12 protein-coding genes are annotated in these 17874 nt (G+C 59.7%); 8 read left to right on the plus strand and 4 right to left on the minus strand.

What is annotated here, in order from left to right:
• Window positions 1–104 precede the first annotated feature (104 nt).
• The 3 genes from BLT55_RS04235 (at window position 105) to BLT55_RS04245 (ending at window position 5166) form a co-directional block, all read left to right on the plus strand.
• Window positions 105–1460, plus strand: a complete 1356-nt coding sequence (locus BLT55_RS04235; RefSeq protein ID WP_055000883.1) for a DUF1329 domain-containing protein — start codon at window positions 105–107, stop codon at window positions 1458–1460.
• Between the two features lie 239 nt (window positions 1461–1699).
• A complete protein-coding gene (locus tag BLT55_RS04240) occupies window positions 1700–2749 on the plus strand; it encodes a WD40/YVTN/BNR-like repeat-containing protein (RefSeq protein ID WP_074800090.1) in 1050 nt (349 codons plus the stop codon).
• Between the two features lie 26 nt (window positions 2750–2775).
• On the plus strand, window positions 2776–5166 hold the full coding sequence (locus BLT55_RS04245; RefSeq protein WP_055000882.1) for an efflux RND transporter permease subunit: 2391 nt from the start codon (window positions 2776–2778) through the stop codon (window positions 5164–5166).
• A gap of 55 nt (window positions 5167–5221) precedes the next feature.
• Here the strand turns inward: BLT55_RS04245 and BLT55_RS04250 are convergent, their stop codons facing one another.
• On the minus strand, window positions 5222–5932 hold the full coding sequence (locus BLT55_RS04250; RefSeq protein ID WP_042913134.1) for a FadR/GntR family transcriptional regulator: 711 nt from the start codon (window positions 5930–5932) through the stop codon (window positions 5222–5224).
• A gap of 106 nt (window positions 5933–6038) precedes the next feature.
• Entirely contained in the window at window positions 6039–7781 is a 1743-nt protein-coding gene (locus BLT55_RS04255; RefSeq protein ID WP_007250285.1) for an IlvD/Edd family dehydratase, read from the minus strand.
• A gap of 213 nt (window positions 7782–7994) precedes the next feature.
• Between BLT55_RS04255 and BLT55_RS04260 the strand changes: the two genes are divergently transcribed.
• The 5 genes from BLT55_RS04260 (at window position 7995) to BLT55_RS30780 (ending at window position 12686) form a co-directional block, all read left to right on the plus strand.
• Complete coding sequence (locus tag BLT55_RS04260; protein WP_007250286.1) at window positions 7995–9302, plus strand: MFS transporter; 1308 nt, start codon at window positions 7995–7997, stop codon at window positions 9300–9302.
• Between the two features lie 92 nt (window positions 9303–9394).
• Window positions 9395–10387 (plus strand): AraD1 family protein, encoded by a 993-nt coding sequence (gene araD1 / locus BLT55_RS04265; protein ID WP_055000881.1) that lies wholly within the window; start codon window positions 9395–9397, stop codon window positions 10385–10387.
• A gap of 404 nt (window positions 10388–10791) precedes the next feature.
• On the plus strand, window positions 10792–11076 hold the full coding sequence (locus BLT55_RS04270) for a DUF5629 family protein (protein WP_042913190.1): 285 nt from the start codon (window positions 10792–10794) through the stop codon (window positions 11074–11076).
• Window positions 11077–11154: 78 nt separating this feature from the next.
• Window positions 11155–12327: a lactonase family protein gene (locus tag BLT55_RS04275; RefSeq protein WP_055000880.1), complete on the plus strand. Its 1173-nt coding sequence runs from the start codon at window positions 11155–11157 to the stop codon at window positions 12325–12327.
• A 176-nt stretch (window positions 12328–12503) separates the two neighbouring features.
• Window positions 12504–12686 carry a hypothetical protein gene (locus BLT55_RS30780; RefSeq protein ID WP_055000879.1) on the plus strand — a complete coding sequence of 61 codons (183 nt, stop codon included), beginning with the start codon at window positions 12504–12506 and terminating at the stop codon, window positions 12684–12686.
• A gap of 287 nt (window positions 12687–12973) precedes the next feature.
• Here BLT55_RS30780 and BLT55_RS04290 read toward each other — a convergent pair whose 3' ends face one another.
• A complete protein-coding gene (locus BLT55_RS04290; RefSeq protein WP_055000878.1) occupies window positions 12974–16618 on the minus strand; it encodes an AAA family ATPase in 3645 nt (1214 codons plus the stop codon).
• A complete protein-coding gene (locus BLT55_RS04295) occupies window positions 16615–17859 on the minus strand; it encodes an exonuclease SbcCD subunit D C-terminal domain-containing protein (RefSeq protein WP_055000877.1) in 1245 nt (414 codons plus the stop codon). The genes BLT55_RS04290 and BLT55_RS04295 overlap by 4 nt, the downstream gene beginning before the upstream one ends.
• Window positions 17860–17874 lie beyond the last annotated feature (15 nt).

Here is a 17874-nt window from a genome sequence, read left to right on the forward strand (position 1 = left end):
TCGCCGTGTGCGTTGTCTCGATAATAAAAAGCCGTTTTCAACGGAAACACTATTAGCCACGACGTCAGACTGTTGTGGCGAGCCAGTCATGCAAGGAGAGCAGCATGCTCATGAAACATCTGATGGGGATCGCGTTAGCGATGGGGCTTGCGATCAACACCAGTCAAGGGGCCGACGTTCGGTTACCTGAAGGTCCGTTAACTCCTTTGGGTGGCGAGAGGGCGGCAAACGCCTCCGGAACCATACCGGCCTGGAAAGGTGGAATCACCCGGCCGCCGCAGGGGTATGAAGGCTCCGGCAGGCGCCATGTCGATCCTTATGTCGGCGACAAGCCTGTGTTCACCATCACCCGTGCCACTCTGGATCAGCACCGTGAGCACCTGACGCCGGGGCAGGTCGCGATGTTTGAAACCTATCCCGCCAGCTATCGCATGCCGATCTACCCGACCCGACGTTCCGCATCAGCCCCGCAGTGGGTCTACGACAACACCCGTCGAAACGCCGGCACAGCACGGCTGATCAGCGGCGGTAACGGGTTTGTCGATGCGTATGGCGGCATTCCGTTTCCCGTACCGAAAAAAGGGATTCAGGCGGTGTGGAACCATATCGCCCGTTATCGTGGACATTACGTAGTAAGACGCGCATCCGAAGCCGTCGTGCAGCGTAACGGAAACTTCAGCCTTACCCACTCTCGGCAAGAAGTGTTATTTCGCTTTTATGATCCTCACGGCAGTTTTGCCGGCCTCGATAATGTGCTGTTCTATTACTTGTCGCGTTCCCACAGCCCGGCACATCTGTCAGGTTACGCCGTGCTGGTGCATGAAACACTTGATCAGGTGCAGGAGCCGCGTCTGGCCTGGGCGTACAGTGCCGGGCAACCGCGCGTGCGCCGCGCCCCGAGTCTCGCTTACGACATGCCAATGCCGACGTCCGATGGTTTGCGCACGGCAGACGACACTGACATGTTCAATGGCTCGCCGGATCGTTACGACTGGAAGTTGCTGGGCAAGCGCGAGATTTACATTCCCTACAATAACTATCGACTGTCCAGCCCTGATATCACGTATCGGCAATTACTGCAGCCTGGTCATCTCAACCCGGCTTATACCCGGCATGAGCTGCACCGGGTCTGGGTGGTGGAAGGGACGCTCAGGCCCTCATCGCGGCATGTGTACGCGCGGCGCACGCTGTATCTGGACGAAGACAGCTGGCAGGCGGCAATCGTCGATCAGTATGACGGGCGCGACCAGTTGTGGCGGGTCTCCATGGCCTACCTGAAAAACTACTACGAGTTGCCGACCGTCTGGTCGGCGCTGGATGTCTTCCATGACTTGCAGGCTCGGCGTTACCACGTACAGAACCTGGACAATCAGGAACCGCACACCAGTGACTTCTCCCAGCCGGTGCCCGGCGTCAGTGCTTTCAAGCCTGCTGCGCTGCGCCGTCAAGGTGTGCGTTGATCCGCAGGCATCGACAGGTCTCGGAGTCCGTTGCGGCGTTTTCGTATCAGGCCGGCTGATGACTCATCAATCACGTCTGCGTGCTTAACAAAAGATAACGACATGTCGATTGTCAGGCATTTGCAAAACTGCCTAGGATGGCCGTGCTTCCAAAAAAGCAGGGCCAGACGGCTCGCGGGCTTTCCCGGTTGATGCAAACGGGGCGAATCGTGCCCGATAACAATAAAGGGGAGAACTTCATGCGTGAGCCTTTCCAGCGGCGCACCCGGTTATGTGCGGTCATGTCACTGACCCTTCTGATGGGCTGCCCGCTTGCAGCCACGTTGGCGCTTGCATCCGATCCGGTGCCCACAGCTGCGAACGTTGCAGACACCTCCGGTTACGCCATCGAATCGGCTAAAGCCGCGCGCGGTCTGTTGCTGGATGTCGCCCATGCGGGTGCCCGGCTGGTCGTGGTGGGCGATCACGGGCACATTCTGTATTCCGACGATCAGGGCAAGACCTGGCGTCAGGCCAGAGTGCCCACCCGGCAATTATTGACCGCCGTGTTTTTCGTCGATGAGCAGCACGGCTGGGCGGTGGGCCATGACGCGCAGATTCTGGTCAGCAGCGACGGCGGCAAAAGCTGGAGCAAACAGTTCGAAGATTTGAAGCGCGAAGCGCCGCTGCTGGATGCCTGGTTCAAGGACCTCGACAACGGCTTGGCCATCGGTGCCTATGGGGCGTTGCTGAGCACGCACGACGGTGGCCAGCATTGGCAAGACATCAGCGACCGGCTGGACAACGAAGACCAGTACCACCTGAATGGCATCGCTCAGGTAAAGGATGCGGGTCTGTTCATCGTCGGCGAGGCGGGCAGCATGTTTCGCTCCAGCGACGAAGGGCAAACCTGGGAAAAGCTTGAGGGCCCTTATCAGGGCTCATTGTTTGGTGTGACCGGCACGGCGCAGCCTTCGACATTGCTGGCCTATGGTCTGCGCGGCAACCTGTTTCGCTCCAGCGATTTTGGCGACACTTGGCAGCCGATCGAACTCAAGGGCACACGCGGGCCTGTGGAATTCGGTCTGGCCAGCGCCACGCTGCTGGCCGATGGCTCGCTGGTGCTGGTCGGCAATGGCGGCAGCGTGATGCGCAGCACCGACGATGGCGAAACCTTCGAGGTGTTCAATCGTCCTGACCGCATCTCGCTGGCGGGCGTGACCGCCAATCTGCAAGGCAACCTGATACTGGTCGGACAGGGTGGCGTGCGGATGACTTCGCCCACGGGCAGCGAAACGAGCCAACAATAAGACCTTTCAGGGCGGGACATCCAGGCATGAGCAATCTTCAACACCCAGCACATTCAGATGAAAAGGCAACCTTTCTCGAACGCCTGATTTTCAATCATCGTCCGGCGGTGATCATTCTGTGCCTGCTGACGAGTGTCTTTCTGTTCTGGCAGGCCTTGCAGGTACGGCCTTCCACCAGCTTCGAAAAAATGATTCCGCTGTCGCATCCGTTCATTCAGAACATGATGAAGCATCGCAACGATCTGGCGAACCTGGGCAACACCGTGCGCATCTCCGTCGAGGCGGTGGACGGTGATATTTTCTCGCAAAAGTACATGGAGACCCTGCGGCAGATCAGTGACGAGGTGTTTTACATTCCCGGCGTCGACCGTTCCGGGCTCAAGTCGTTGTGGAGCCCCAGTGTGCGCTGGACCGAAGTGACCGAGGAGGGTTTCGCCGGCGGCGAGGTCATTCCGCAGAGTTACGACGGCTCGGAAGCCAGTCTCGATCAGCTGCGCAACAATGTGCTCAAGTCCGGGCAAGTCGGGCGGCTGGTGGCCAACGACTTCAAGTCGAGCATCATCGATGTGCCGTTGCAGGAGGCCTACCCGGACCCTGCCGATCAGGGCAAATTGCTAGCGCTCGACTACCAGCAGTTCTCGCATCAGCTTGAAGAAAAGATTCGCGATAAATACCAGGCGCAAAACCCGGATATCAAAATACACATTGTCGGTTTCGCCAAGAAGGTCGGCGACCTGATCGATGGCCTGTTCATGGTGGTGATGTTCTTCGGCATCGCGTTCCTGATCACCCTGGTGCTGCTGATCTGGTTCACCCGCTGCATTCGCAGCACCGTCGCAGTGCTGAGCACTACGCTGATCGCGGTGATCTGGCAGTTGGGACTGATGCACGTGGTGGGTTTCGGTATCGATCCGTATTCGATGCTGGTGCCGTTTCTGATCTTCGCCATCGGTATTTCCCACGGTGTGCAGAAAATCAACGGCATCGCCCTGCAGTCCGGCGAGGCGGACAATGCGCTGACAGCTGCACGTCGTACGTTCCGCCAGCTGTTTCTGCCGGGCATGATCGCCATTCTGGCCGACGCGGTCGGGTTCATCACCTTGCTGATCATCGACATCGGCGTGATCCGTGAACTGGCCATTGGTGCGTCCATTGGCGTGGCGGTAATCGTGTTCACCAACCTGATTTTGCTGCCGGTGGCGATTTCCTACGTGGGCATCAGTAAAAGGGCAGTCAGCCGGAGCAAACAGGATGCGGTCTCCGAGCATCCTTTCTGGCGTCTGCTGTCGAATTTTGCCAGCGCCAAAGTTGCACCGGTCTCGATTGCACTGGCAGTGCTGGCCTTCGGAGGCGGTCTTTGGTACAGCCAGAGCCTGAAGATCGGCGACCTCGATCAGGGCGCGCCGGAGTTGCGCCCCGACTCGCGCTACAACAAGGACAACGCGTTCATTATCAATCACTACTCGACCAGTTCCGACGTGCTGGTGGTGATGGTCAAGACGCCGCCCGAGGGCTGTTCGGCGTATCCGACCCTGTCGGCGATCAACGAGCTGGCCTGGAAGATGGAAAACACCCAGGGCGTGCAGTCGGCCATCTCGCTGGTGACCGTCTCCAAACAGGTCATCAAGGGCATGAACGAGGGCAACTTGAAATGGGAAAGCCTGTCGCGCAACAAGGACGTGCTGAACAACTCCATCGCCCGGGCTGACGGGCTGTACAACACGGATTGCTCGTTGGCCCCGCTGCTGGTGTTCCTCAATGACCACAAGGCCGAAACCCTCGACCGCGCCGTGCATGCGGTGCAGGATTTCGCCAGACAGAACGACAAACCGGACATGCAATTCCTGCTGGCTGCCGGCAACGCCGGGATCGAAGCGGCGACCAACGAAGTCATCAAACAGTCCGAGCTGATCATTCTAGTGCTGGTTTACATCTGCGTAGCGGCGATGTGCATGATCACCTTCCGTTCCTGGGCCGCAACCCTGTGCATCGTCCTGCCGCTGGTGCTGACGTCGGTGCTGGGTAACGCCCTGATGGCGTTCATGGGCATCGGTGTCAAAGTGGCGACCTTGCCGGTGGTGGCATTGGGGGTCGGCATCGGCGTCGACTACGGCATCTACATCTATAGCCGCCTGGAAAGCTTCCTGCGTGCCGGGTTACCGTTGCAGGAAGCCTATTACGAAACTCTGAAATCCACCGGCAAAGCCGTGCTGTTCACTGGCCTGTGCCTGGCCATCGGCGTGTGCACCTGGATCTTTTCGGCGATCAAGTTCCAGGCCGACATGGGCCTGATGCTGACCTTCATGCTGCTGTGGAACATGTTCGGCGCACTGTGGCTGCTGCCCGCGCTGGCGCGGTTCCTGATCAAACCGGAGAAGATGGCAGGGAAGGTGGGCAATTCACTGTTTTCGCATTGAGCCTGTCGAGCGTGGAGACCTGCGTTTCCGCGCTGCAGCGGGCGCATCGAGAGTCCTAGCCGCCCAACACCACACTCAACGCATTGCGCGCGTCATCCAGTTGCACCAGCGAGGCATGCCGTGCGCCGAGGGCGTCGCGGTTCTGGATGGCAGTGAGGATGGCTTTATGGCGGGGCATGGCCAGTTCGTGCAGGTTGGGGCGTTTGTTGGAGTATTTGAGTGCTTCACGCAAAGCCAGTGACAGCATGTTGCACAAATGCGCCAGCAAGTCGTTGTGCGTGGCATCGGCAATGCGGCTGTGGAAGTCGAGGTCCGGCTGCAGCAGGTCTTCCGGCGTCGGTGCCGCTTCCATGCGCAGGTAGGCTTCGTGAATCGATTCGATTTCTTCGTCGGTGGCGTGTTGCGCGGCCAGTGCCGCAACCGCCGGTTCGATCACCGCGCGCACGCTGGTCAGCAGGTTGAAGAATTCATTCTGCGGCGAACTCTGCATCACCCAATGCAATACATCCGGGTCCAGCAGGTGCCATTCGCGACGGGCCTTGACCACTGTGCCGACGCGCGGCCGCGAGTAGACCAGCCCTTTGGCGACCAGAACCCGCGTGGCTTCACGCAGGACCGGGCGGCTGACGGCATATTCTTCGCAGAGCAGCGCCTCGGCAGGCAACTTTTCGTCAGGTTTGAAACGGCCGGATACGATCTGCATGCCCAGTTCCTGGACGATGCGGGCGTGCATGCTTTTTCGGTCGGAGGGCTTTCGATAATCCATGGGAACGCTGGTCGGTTCTGACTGTGATTGCCGGGCATCATACCATCGCGTAACGATTACGGCGGTCGCCACAACAGGCGACCGTCGCTTCTTTTAGTGCAACTAACTAGTGCGAATGGCGGGGCACTTCGGAACCTCTGCACCCGACCAGAAAGTCGAAATCGCAGCCCTGATCGGCCTGCATCACTTTATCGACGTACAACTGGCGATAGCCGCCCAGCAGCAATTGTGGCGGTGCCTGCCAGTCGGCCAGGCGTGCGGCCAGTTCAGCTTCCGGGATATCCAGGTGCAAGCGGCCGCTGGCGCAGTCGAGCTCGATCCAGTCGCCTTCCTGAACCACGGCGAGCGGACCACCGGCTGCGGCTTCCGGCGCGACGTGCAGCACCACCGTGCCATACGCCGTGCCGCTCATGCGTGCGTCGGAAATGCGCACCATGTCAGTCACACCCTGAGCGAGCAGTTTGGCCGGCAAGCCCATGTTGCCGACCTCGGCCATGCCTGGATAACCCTTGGGACCGCAGTTTTTGAGGACCATCACCGAGCTGGCGTCGATGTCCAGATCCGGATCGTTGATCCGCGATTTGTACATCTCGAAATTCTCGAACACCACCGCACGGCCACGATGCTGCATTAACGCCGGCGTGGCAGCCGATGGCTTGAGCACAGCGCCCAGCGGCGCGAGGTTGCCGCGCAGCACGCAGATACCGCCGTCGGCGCGGATCGGATTGTCCAGCGCACGGATTACCTGATCTTCGCCATAGATCGGTGAGTTGCAGGTGTTCTCGCCAATGCTTTTGCCATTGACCGTCAACGCATCCGGGTTGGGCAGCAATTTGGCTTCGTTCATGCGACGCAGCACGGCGGGCAGACCACCGGCGTAATAGAACTCTTCCATCAGAAAGCGCCCGGACGGTTGCAGGTCGACGATGGTCGGCATGCCGCGGCCCATGCGCGTCCAGTCGTCCAGGTCCAGATCGACACCGATGCGTCCGGCAATGGCTTTGAGGTGGATAACCGCATTGGTCGAACCGCCGATGGCCGCGTTGACCCGGATGGCGTTTTCAAACGCGGCCTTGGTGAGAATCTTCGACAGGCGCAGGTCTTCGCGGACCATGTCCACCGCACGCATGCCGGACATGTGCGCCAGCACGTAACGGCGCGAATCCACTGCCGGAATGGCCGCGTTGTGTGGCAACGAAGTGCCCAGCGCTTCGGCCATGCACGCCATGGTCGAGGCCGTGCCCATGGTGTTGCAGGTGCCTGCCGAGCGCGACATGCCGGCTTCGGCGGAGAGGAATTCGTCCAGGCTGATGGTCCCGGCTTTGTAGGATTCGTGCATCTGCCAGACGATGGTGCCGGCACCGATGTCCTTGCCTTCGTGTTTGCCGTTGAGCATCGGCCCGCCGGTCACGACGATGGCCGGGACGTCGCAACTGGCAGCGCCCATCAACAAGGCAGGCGTGGTCTTGTCGCAACCGGTCAGCAATACAACGCCATCGATGGGGTTGCCGCGAATGGCTTCTTCGACGTCCATGCTGGCCAGGTTACGGGTGAACATCGCGGTGGGGCGCAGGTTGGATTCACCGTTGGAAAACACCGGGAACTCGACCGGCCAGCCACCTGCTTCAATCACGCCACGTTTGACGTGCTCGGCAATCTGCCGGAAATGCGCGTTGCAAGGGGTCAGCTCCGACCAGGTGTTGCAGATGCCGATGATCGGCTTGCCCTGAAACTGATGGTCGGCAATGCCCTGGTTCTTCATCCAGCTACGGTACATGAAGCCATTCTTGTCGGCAGTGCCAAACCACTGGGCAGAACGGAGGGTCGGTTTTTTATCGGAGTCAGACATGATCGGCTCTCTTATTGTAAGACTTAATGGCGATACTGCTGGCTAAGGTAAGCCTAAAAAACGCGCATTGGAAGAGTTGGCAGTTCAAATAGTATTACTATATAGTCAATTTTAGACGAGGGATCATCCTGACGCATGTGCAGCGTTACAAGCACCCCGGCACAGAGGCGGTCCCCGCAGGTTCCATAACAAAAACAATGGGAGACCGCCTACATGAGCCAGGAACTGCGGCTTATACGCCGCATCACGTTCAAACTGATTCCTTTCCTGATCCTGCTGTACCTGATCGCTTATGTGGACCGTTCTGCCGTGGGCTTCGCCAAGCTGCACATGGGCGCGGACATCGGTATCGGCGACGCCGCCTACGGGCTGGGTGCCGGGCTGTTTTTCATCGGTTACTTCCTGCTGGAGATCCCCAGCAATCTGATGCTCGAGCGCTTCGGTGCGCGTCGCTGGTTCGCGCGGATCATGATCACTTGGGGCGCGATCACCATCGGCATGGCGTTTGTGCAGGGGCCGCACAGTTTTTATGTGATGCGCTTCCTGCTCGGCGCGGCTGAAGCGGGCTTCTTTCCAGGCGTGCTGTACTACATCACCCAATGGTTTCCGGTTCGCCATCGCGGCAAGATCCTGGGGCTTTTTATCCTCTCGCAACCCATCGCCATGATGATCACCGGGCCCGTCTCCGGCGGTTTGCTGGGCATGGACGGCGTGCTCGGTCTGCATGGCTGGCAGTGGTTGTTCATCGTCATCGGCACTCCGGCGATTCTGCTCACTTGGCCGGTACTGCGCTGGTTGCCGGATGGCCCGCAGCAGGTCAACTGGATGGATCAGGCCGAGAAAGACTGGCTGACCGGGGAACTGAAAAAGGACCTGGAAGAATACGGCCAGACCCGCCACGGCAACCCGTTGCATGCCCTGAAGGACAAACGCGTGTTGCTGCTGGCGCTGTTCTACCTGCCGGTGACCCTGAGCATTTACGGCCTGGGCCTGTGGTTGCCGACCCTGATCAAGCAGTTTGGCGGCAGCGACCTGACCACCGGCTTCGTGTCTTCGGTGCCTTACATTTTCGGCATCATCGGCCTGCTCATCGTGCCGCGCAGCTCCGACCGCCTTAACGACCGTTACGGACACTTGGCGGTGCTTTACGTGCTTGGTGCCATCGGCCTGTTTTGCAGTGCCTGGCTGACTGTACCGGTGGCACAACTGGCTGCATTGTGTGTCGTGGCTTTTGCGCTGTTCTCGTGCACTGCCGTGTTCTGGACCTTGCCGGGACGTTTTTTTGCAGGTGCCAGCGCAGCGGCAGGTATCGCGCTGATCAATTCGGTCGGCAATCTGGGCGGTTATATCGGACCGTTCGTGATTGGTGCGTTGAAGGAAATGACCGGCAGCCTGGCGTCGGGCCTGTATTTTCTGTCCGGCGTGATGGTGTTCGGCCTGATGTTGACCGGCATCGTTTATCACGTGCTGGAGCGTAAACATGTGTTGCCGGCTTCTGATTTTGCGGCGAGTGCCAGATGAGGCAGTTGCGAGCTTCAAGCCACAAGCCACGAGCGACAAGAAACAGCGAGATGTCTTGCAGCCTCTAGCCATACAACAAAAAGGAGAATTTCATGCGGTTAGTACAGTTTGAATTGAGCAACGGTCAGCGTCGGGTCGGGCTGGTTGACGGTGATCAGGTGCATGAAGTGCAGGGTGTCGAGAGCGTTCGTGAGCTCGCTCTGGCGGCTATCGAGGCGGGTTCGGGGCTGGCTCGTCAGGTCGAGCAGCGTGGTGTTGGCGAGACGCACGACTACGTGCAATTGCTCAAGGATCTGCGGATTCTGCCGCCGCTCGACCATCCTGATCCGGCGCATTTGCTGGTCAGTGGCACCGGGCTGACTCACCTTGGCAGCGCGTCGGCGCGGGACAAGATGCATCAGCAGTCCGGCGATGAAGCGTCGATGACCGACACCATGCGCATTTTCAAATGGGGCGTCGAAGGCGGCAAGCCAGCGGCGGGGCAGACCGGTGTGCAGCCGGAGTGGTTCTATAAAGGTGACGGCAGCATCGTCGTGCGTCCGGGGCATTCGTTTTCACTGCCGCCGTTTGCCGAAGATGGCGGGGAAGAGCCGGAACTGAGCGGCCTCTATGTGATTGGCCATGACCGTAAGCCGTATCGCCTTGGGTTCGCCATCGGCAACGAATACTCCGACCACGTCATGGAGCGCCGCAATTACCTGTACCTGGCGCACTCGAAACTGCGCGCCTGCTCGTTTGGGCCGGAGCTGCGCGTGGGCGATTTGCCACAGAGCCTGTCGGGCACCAGCCGGATCTGGCGTGACGGCAAAATCCTGTGGGAAAAAGAATTCCTCAGCGGCGAGGCGAACATGTGCCACAGCCTGGAAAACCTTGAGTACCACCACTTCAAATACGCCCAGTTCCTCAGGCCGGGTGACGTGCACGTGCACTTCTTCGGCACCGCAACCCTGTCCTTCGCGGATGGCGTGCGCACACAGCCGGGTGATCGCTTCGAAGTCAGCCAGACTGAATTCGGCCAGCCGCTGGTCAACGGCCTTGCGCCGAGCGAAGTGGTGTTTCAACCGGGCGGGATTGGCAAGCTTTAACGGTGTTTTAGGCGCTACATTTTCGGCGACTACACCCGCCCTTTCGCGAACAAGTTCGCACACAGATACTCCCATCGTGGGAGTGAGCTTGCTCACGAAGAGGCCGGTGCAATCTCTGAGATCTACAGATCACTGCTAATCAGCCTTCGCGAGCAAGCTCCCACAGCACTCCCATCGTGGGAGTGAGCTTGCTCACGAAGAGGCCAGTGCAATCTCTGAGATCTACAGATCACTGCTAATCAGCCTTCGCGAGCAAGCTCGCTCCCACGGCCTTCGGCCAGAATCAAGAGCGGACTTGTACAACGATGAGTGCTCTGCGTCCGCTCTTCACCGTGGGACGTCGATCACCGGTGTATCTCATCCCGCCTTTTGCCCTATCATTCGCGCTTTTGCAGGCCGATCTAATGACCACAACACCCGCCACACTGCTCGCCGCCCTTGAAACGACCACCATGCTCGAAATCGACGGGCTGCACGCCTGGGACTTTTCGCTGGCCGATGAACTGAACATCGAATGCATGGACGGCCGCGAGCGCAAGGTATGGCGCTTCAGCAAAGCCCAGGTCGAAGCTGCAACCTTCGACGAATCCCTGCAAAGCTGGGTCGTCAGCGATGGCAATGCCGATCACCGCATCATCTGCCTGGACGCTTTTACTCCGTCTGATGAAGATGATTCAGGGCAGGATTGATTAAATTCGGGTGGGCGCTGTCATAGACCTGACGTGCCGTAACAGGCATCAATAACCTCAACAAAAAGGGATGCCCCCATGCCCCATAAATTTTTGCCGTGGCTGGCGATTGCCAGTGCCATGAGCGCATTCACCCTGCAGGCCCAACCCATGCCCGATACTGAATTACTGATGGGTTCCTACACGCAAGGCAAGAGTGAAGGGATCTACCGTTTTGGCTTCAACAGCGAAACCGGGATGATCGATGCCAAACCGCTACAGGTCATCAAGTCCGACAACCCATCCTGGCTGACGCTTTCCAAAGACCAGCGTTATCTGTTCGCGGTCAACGAGAACGGGCCAGGCCAGAAAGACGTCGTCGGCAAGGTCAGCAGCTTTGCTATCGACCCGAAAACCCGTCAGATCACGCCAGTCAATCAGGTGCAGAGCCGCGGTGAAGAACCGACGCACTCCAGCCTGAGTTACGACGGCCGCTACCTGTTCGTTGCCAACTACGCAGTGAACCCCGACCCTGGCGGCGCGCTGACGGTGGTGCCGGTAGGCAAGGACGGCACGTTGAGCGAAGCCGTTCAGGTTCTGCCGCTTGGCCCCGGAAGCAAGGTCAACAGTGAGCGGCAGATGTCGTCACATGTGCATCTGGCCGTGCCGACCCCGGATAACAAGTACGTGGTGAGTGCCGATCTGGGAGCCGACAAGCTGTTCGTGTATCGCTACGACGCGAGCCAGGCCAAACCACTGCAGCCAGCCAAGGTGCCGTTCGTGCAGTTGCCAGGCGGCTCGGGGCCACGCCATACCCTCTTCAGTGCTGATGGTAAACATGCCTGGCTGGTGCTGGAAATGACGGCGCAGGTCGCGGTGTTTGACTACCATGACGGCGCGTTCAAGCAGACCCAATTGGTCGATATGAAGAACAAAGGTGTGGAGGAGAAAAACGGTGGAGGCGCTTTGCACACCTCACCGGATGGCAAATTTCTGTATGTGACCAATCGGGGTGATGCGAACCAGGTCGTGGTGTTCCGGATCGATCAGGCCAGCGGCCAACTGGAAGAAATTCAGCGTCGCTCCCTGGAAGGCAAGGAGCCTCGCGAGTTTGCCTTTGATCCGACCGGCAAGTTCATACTGTTCGCCAATCAGAAGAGCAATCAGATTGTGACGGTGCGCCGTGATCCGCAAAGCGGAATGATCGGTGACACGGTGCAGAAATTTGATGCAGATTCACCTTCTTACCTGCGTTTTCTGACTGACAAGTAAGCCACCCCGGCTCCAGCCCTTAAAACACAAGGGCTGGAGCTGTTATCATTCTTGATGATATGGGTTAGTGCTACAAAAGATTTCTGCTGAACCTCCCTCGGGCGTAAGTTTGAGTCACGGCCAAGACGGCCAGGACATCAAATCAACGTACAGACAAACAATGAGGGGTGACCGACATGAACTTCAATCTTTTCTCCATCATCGCTGCATCCGCTATCTCGGCAAGCGTCGCTCTTCCGGCCAGCGCCAGCGTCGAAGTGAACGACAAAAAAACGCATACCACCCAGACCTACACCACCAAATACTTGCAACAGAGCGCCAATTTCTACGCCGCGCTGGATCATAAATCTCGCCAGTAAATAGTCAGCAGTCACGCTTTCGCGAGCATGTTCGCCTACACAGGTCCGTGCGACTTACTGCCCATTGCGCGGCAGGCCATGCACGGAATGTCAGGTGAGCTTGTTCGCGAAAGCACTGACGGTTACAGCACATCAAGATCGGACGCAGAGCGTCCAGAACGGCATGCCGACGCGGAGCGTCTCACGATAGTCAGGATTATCGTTCCGCACGCTCCAGCGTGGGAATGCCCTGGGTGACGCTCCGCGTCACAGATCTGCGCCGCGCCGCACATGGATTCGCAGGTCTGTCAGCTACCCACTTCTATTGTGCTCAACCCGTTGCCCTGTCGACGCACTCTGATTTGCACCGGAATTCGTTCCTGCATTTCCTGTACGTGGGAGATCACGCCGACTTTGCGGCCCTGTGCCTGCAAGCCGTCAAGGGCGTCGATCGCCAGTTGCAGCGATTCCGGGTCGAGGCTGCCGAAGCCTTCGTCGATGAACAGCGATTCGATGCGCAAGGTGCTGGAGGCCATCGACGCCAGGCCCAGTGCCAGGGCCAGCGAGACGAGGAAGGTTTCCCCGCCTGACAGCGAATGCACCGAGCGCAGTTCGTCGCCCATTTCGGTGTCCATGACCAGCAGGCCAAGCATGCTGCCGCCGCGTTTCAGGCGGTAGCGGCGCACCAGTTGCCTGAGTTGTGCGTTGGCGTGATGGACCAGCAGGTCGAGGTTGTAGGCCTGGGCGATTTTGCGAAACCTGTCGCCCTCGGCCGAGCCGATCAGCGCTGCCAGTCGTGCCCAGCGCACGTACTCGCTGTTGGCTTCGCTGATGCGCGTTTGCAGTTCACTGTTGGCCGTCCTGCGGCGTTGGTCTTCGCTGAGTTCTGCGCGCAGGTCGGCACACTGCTGTTCGCTCTGCGCCAGGTGTTCCTGAGCCTGTTGCAGTTCGGTCGACAGTTGTTGGTCGTCGCTCAAATCGCTGTGCTGCGCCTGATGCTGTTGCAGGCGTTGATCACGTTCCTGCAGCAACACTTTGTCCTGCTCCAGGGCTTTTTCCGCTGCGTGTAATTGCTGGCGGAGCTGCTCGACGTGCGCGTCATCGTAAGCCAGCAAGGTATCGAGCGCAGCGTCATCCAGTTCTGGATGCTGCCCGCGCCACTCGCTGATCTGCACCTCGAGTTCCGTCCGCTCATCCTGCAACGCTTGTTGCTGTTGCTGGCCGGATTTGAGCTCGGCAGCCAGCTGAATCAACTGACGTTGAGTGGCCTGAAGCGTCTGCGTTGCCGATGTCTCGTTCTGACGGGCCTGCTCGATGGCATTTTCCAGCGCCTGTTGCCATTGCTCGGCTGTGGCATGCTCGCCCAGCAGGTCCGCCAGTACCTGCTGACGGGCGTGTTGTTGCTTGCCGAGCCGAGTGACTTCAAGGGCCAGTTCGGTCTGGCGTTGCAGGCGGGCTTGCTGTTCGATCTGTTCCTTCTCGATCTTCTGCTGGCGTTCGCGCTGTTCCTGCTGCTCTTCGCTTTGCTGCTCCAGCTGATCCAGCCGCTGCGTCACTTGCTGCTCGAGCTGCATGACCGTAGCCGATGCGTCATTGCGCAGGCCTTCGAGCACCTGCGGCGAAACCAGCGGCTTGAATGCAGCCAGTTCTTCTTCCAGCCGCTGCTGATCGGCTTCCAGTTGCTTGAGCTGGTCGGCTACGTGGCGCGTGGCGGTCTGGCTGGTTTCGGTTGCAGTCTGGAGCTGCTGCTGCAAGCGAGCCGCGTCTTTCTGCAGGGTCAGCAAGGCCTCTTGGCGTTGCTCGTCGCGGGCGATGACGTCGTTCAACTGGCTCAACTGCTGGCTCAGCCAGGCGTCACGCTTGTCTGCATCGCGATCCAGCAATTGAGCGGCGAGCGGATGAGCCTCAAGGTCAGGTGCCAAGGCCTGGTGACGCTGAATCATTTGATCGTGCTGGCGCAGCAGTTCTTTCTGCCGGGCGATCACGCCGCCGACCTGTTCACGCAACTGATTGCGCTGCTCGGTCAGCAGGTCCATAGCCTTCTGCGCGCTGGCCTGCTCGTTGTCGTCGTGCCGAGTGAGGCTTTCGAGCAGCGCTTCCGGCTGATGCCAGGGGTGTTCGACGCTGCCGCACACCGGGCAGGGCTGGTCATCCTGCAACTGCACGCGCAGTTCCTCGACACTGGCACTGCGCGCCAGACGCTGACGTTCCAGCAGTTGCCGGGTGACGCTCAGGGTCTGCTCGGCGACGGCCAGTTCGTCGCGAACGCGGATGCCTTCGCTGTTGAGCTGGTCGCGTTGCTGCTGGGCGCTTTGCTGTTGCTGCGCCAGATCAGCGAGCTGACGGTCGACGTCCTGCTGGCTGGCCCACAGGCGGGTCAGCCCTTCGAATGCGCGCTGTTGCTTGCGATTGTCCTGCAGCAGGCTGCCGAGAATCTGCACCTGCTCGGTCACCGCTTCGACTTCGCAATCGGATTCCCGGTAGAGCAATTCCAGTGCGTTGCGCTGCTCGGTCAGTTGTTGATCGGCTTCGCTGGCGCGCTGTTGCAGGGCAGGCAGTTCCTGCTGCCCATGTTTGAGCCGGTTGGCGATCAGGGTCAGTGATTTCAAACGGTCACGCCACGCGCTCCACGCCTGGGCCAGCGGGGCCAGTTCGCTGCTGTGTTGCAGTTGTTCGGCGATACGCTCAAGGCGTTGCGCAACCTGTTGCTGCTGGTCGAGCAAGGTTTGCAGGCTGGCCTGGCCCTGAGTGCACAGCTGCCCGGTGTGATGATGCAGATCGGTGGCTTTGGCCAGCTCCTCGGCCAGATGGTTCAGGGTGTTCTGCGCGTCAAACGCCTGCTGCAACATCGGCTTTGCGCTGCCGTGCGCTTGCTGGGCCGTCAACAGGCTGGCTTGTGCATCTGTGCGGCGGGTTTCCAGTTGTTGCTGCTGGTTCTGCAACGATGTCTGCTGTTGCTGGTGTTGGCTGATTTGCTCGGCCAGCGGGGTGAGCTGGGCAATCAGCGTGGCCTTGCGGGTAAAGCGATGGCGCTGCGGGCCAAGGCGTTCCAATTGCGCAAGCGTCTGCCGCTGAACGCTCTGCTCGTCCCAGGTCTGCTGCGCACGGGTCAGGCTTTCTTGAGCCGCAAGTCGTTCATCACGCAGGCGGTGCAGCTCGATCAGCCATTGCTGCTTGAGCTCCAGTTGCCGTTGTTGTGCCTGACGGGCTTTGAGCTGCTGCTGAGCATCATTGAAGCGTTGTTCAAGTTCGGCCAGTTGTTCCGGGGCCAGCGGGACGATATGACTGGCCTGCGCAGTCAGGGTTTTCAGCGCTTCTTCAGCTTCTTTGCTCTTGCTGTAGGCGCGCCGACCGAGCTGGCTGTAGATCGCGGTGTTGGTCAGCTTTTCCAGCAGCTCGCTGCGTTCCTTGTCATCCGCCTTGAGGAAGGCGCTGAACTCGCTCTGGGCGAGCATCACGGCGCGGGTGAACTGTTCGAAGTTCAGGCCCAGACGGCTTTCGACCAGTTGTTCGAATTCACGCTTGCTCTGGTTGCTGAGGATCTGCTCGCTGTCCAGGTCGGTGAGAATCTGGCGGCTGGCCTGGAGCTTTTTAGTGGCGTTGTCGCGCGCGCGATTGGTTTCCCAGCGCGCACGATAGCGGCGCTGGTCGATACCGATGAAATCCACCTCGGCGTAACCACTGCCGGTGCCGCGTCGCAGCAGGGTGCGCGGGTCGCTGGTGGAGATGTCACCGTCGATGTCCGGCACCTTGGACTGGCCGATATTGCTCAGCCGCGGAATCGCGCCGAACAGCGCCAGACACAAGGCGTCGAGCAAGGTACTTTTACCCGCGCCGGTCGGGCCGGTAATGGCGAACAGCCCGGCGCTGGCCAGCGGCTCAGCGGTAAAATCCAGTTCGAACGGGCCTGCCAGCGAGGCGAGGTTTTTCAGGCGAATGGCCAGAATTTTCATGACTGTTCGCTCTCCTGCTGGACTTCACGCAACAGCGTGGCGAAGTCGGTAAGGGTCTGTTCGTCCACCTCGCTGCCATAATTGTCCAGCCAGGCACGACTGAACAGTTCCTGCGGGCTGAGCTGGTCCAGCTCGATCAATGCCGTGTCGCCGTCACTGCCGTCGGCGCTGCCTTTGCCGGCGTACTCAGCGCCAATGCGCACCAGCCGCACGGCTTTGCCTTGCAGGGCGGTCTCGATCTGGTTGCGCAGGTCCGGTTGCGGCTCGTCCAGACGCACGCGTACTTCCAGCCAGGGTTGACGATCCGGGTCAGCGAGCAGGTCGACGTCGGGCAGCGCCTTCAGTTGCACCAGCAATTCGGCCAGCGGTACAGGCCCGAAGCGTTGCAGGTTGACGGCGCGGGGGATCAGCAAGGGCTCGACGCTGGTCAGGGCTTCGCCGTCGCAATTGATTTCCAGAATCTGGTGCTGATAGCCGATTTCCGAAAACGACAGCGGGATGGGCGAGCCGCTGTAACGAATGCGCTCTTCGCCATTGACCCGTTGCGGCTTGTGCAAATGGCCCAGCGCGACATAGGTGATGCTCGGTCCGAATAGGCTGGCAGGCAGGGCTTCGGCGTTACCGATGATCAGACTGCGTTCGGAATCTTCCGAAACCGATCCGCCGGCCATGTGCGCGTGGCTGATGGCGATCAGGGCCTGACCCGGCTGGCGCTTGAGATTGGCGGCCTCGATGAGTAATTCATGCACCCGGCCGATACCGCGCAGGTAATCATCGCCCAGGGTCGGGCCGGTCACTTCGGCGGGGCGCAGGAAGGGCAGCGCCAGGCACCAGGCTTTAATGTCGCCATGGGCGTCGGGCAGTGGCAGCAGCAGGCGCTCGACATCCAGCACGCCGTCGTTCAGCCACATCACTCTGCCCAGCGCATGGGTGCGCAAGCGACGCATCAGCGGGGCAGGCAATTCGATGCGCGAGCCCGAGTCATGGTTGCCGGCAATCATCACGATGGTCAGTAACGGTTGTTGCTCGTGGGCGTTGACGATGAAGTCGTACAGGCGTTCCTGAGCTTTGACCGGCGGGTTGACGGTGTCGAAGATGTCGCCCGCGATCAGCAGCACATCAGGCTGTCGTTCGGCCAGACGGGCCAGCAGCCAGGTCAGAAAGCAGGCGTGTTCGAAATCCCGCTCCTGACCGTGCAGGTTCTGACCCAGGTGCCAGTCAGAGGTGTGAAACAGACGCATTGGTTTACCTTGTCG

The sequence above is a fragment of the Pseudomonas cannabina genome, assembly GCF_900100365.1.
In the GTDB taxonomy this organism is placed as follows: Bacteria; Pseudomonadota; Gammaproteobacteria; order Pseudomonadales; family Pseudomonadaceae; genus Aquipseudomonas; species Aquipseudomonas cannabina.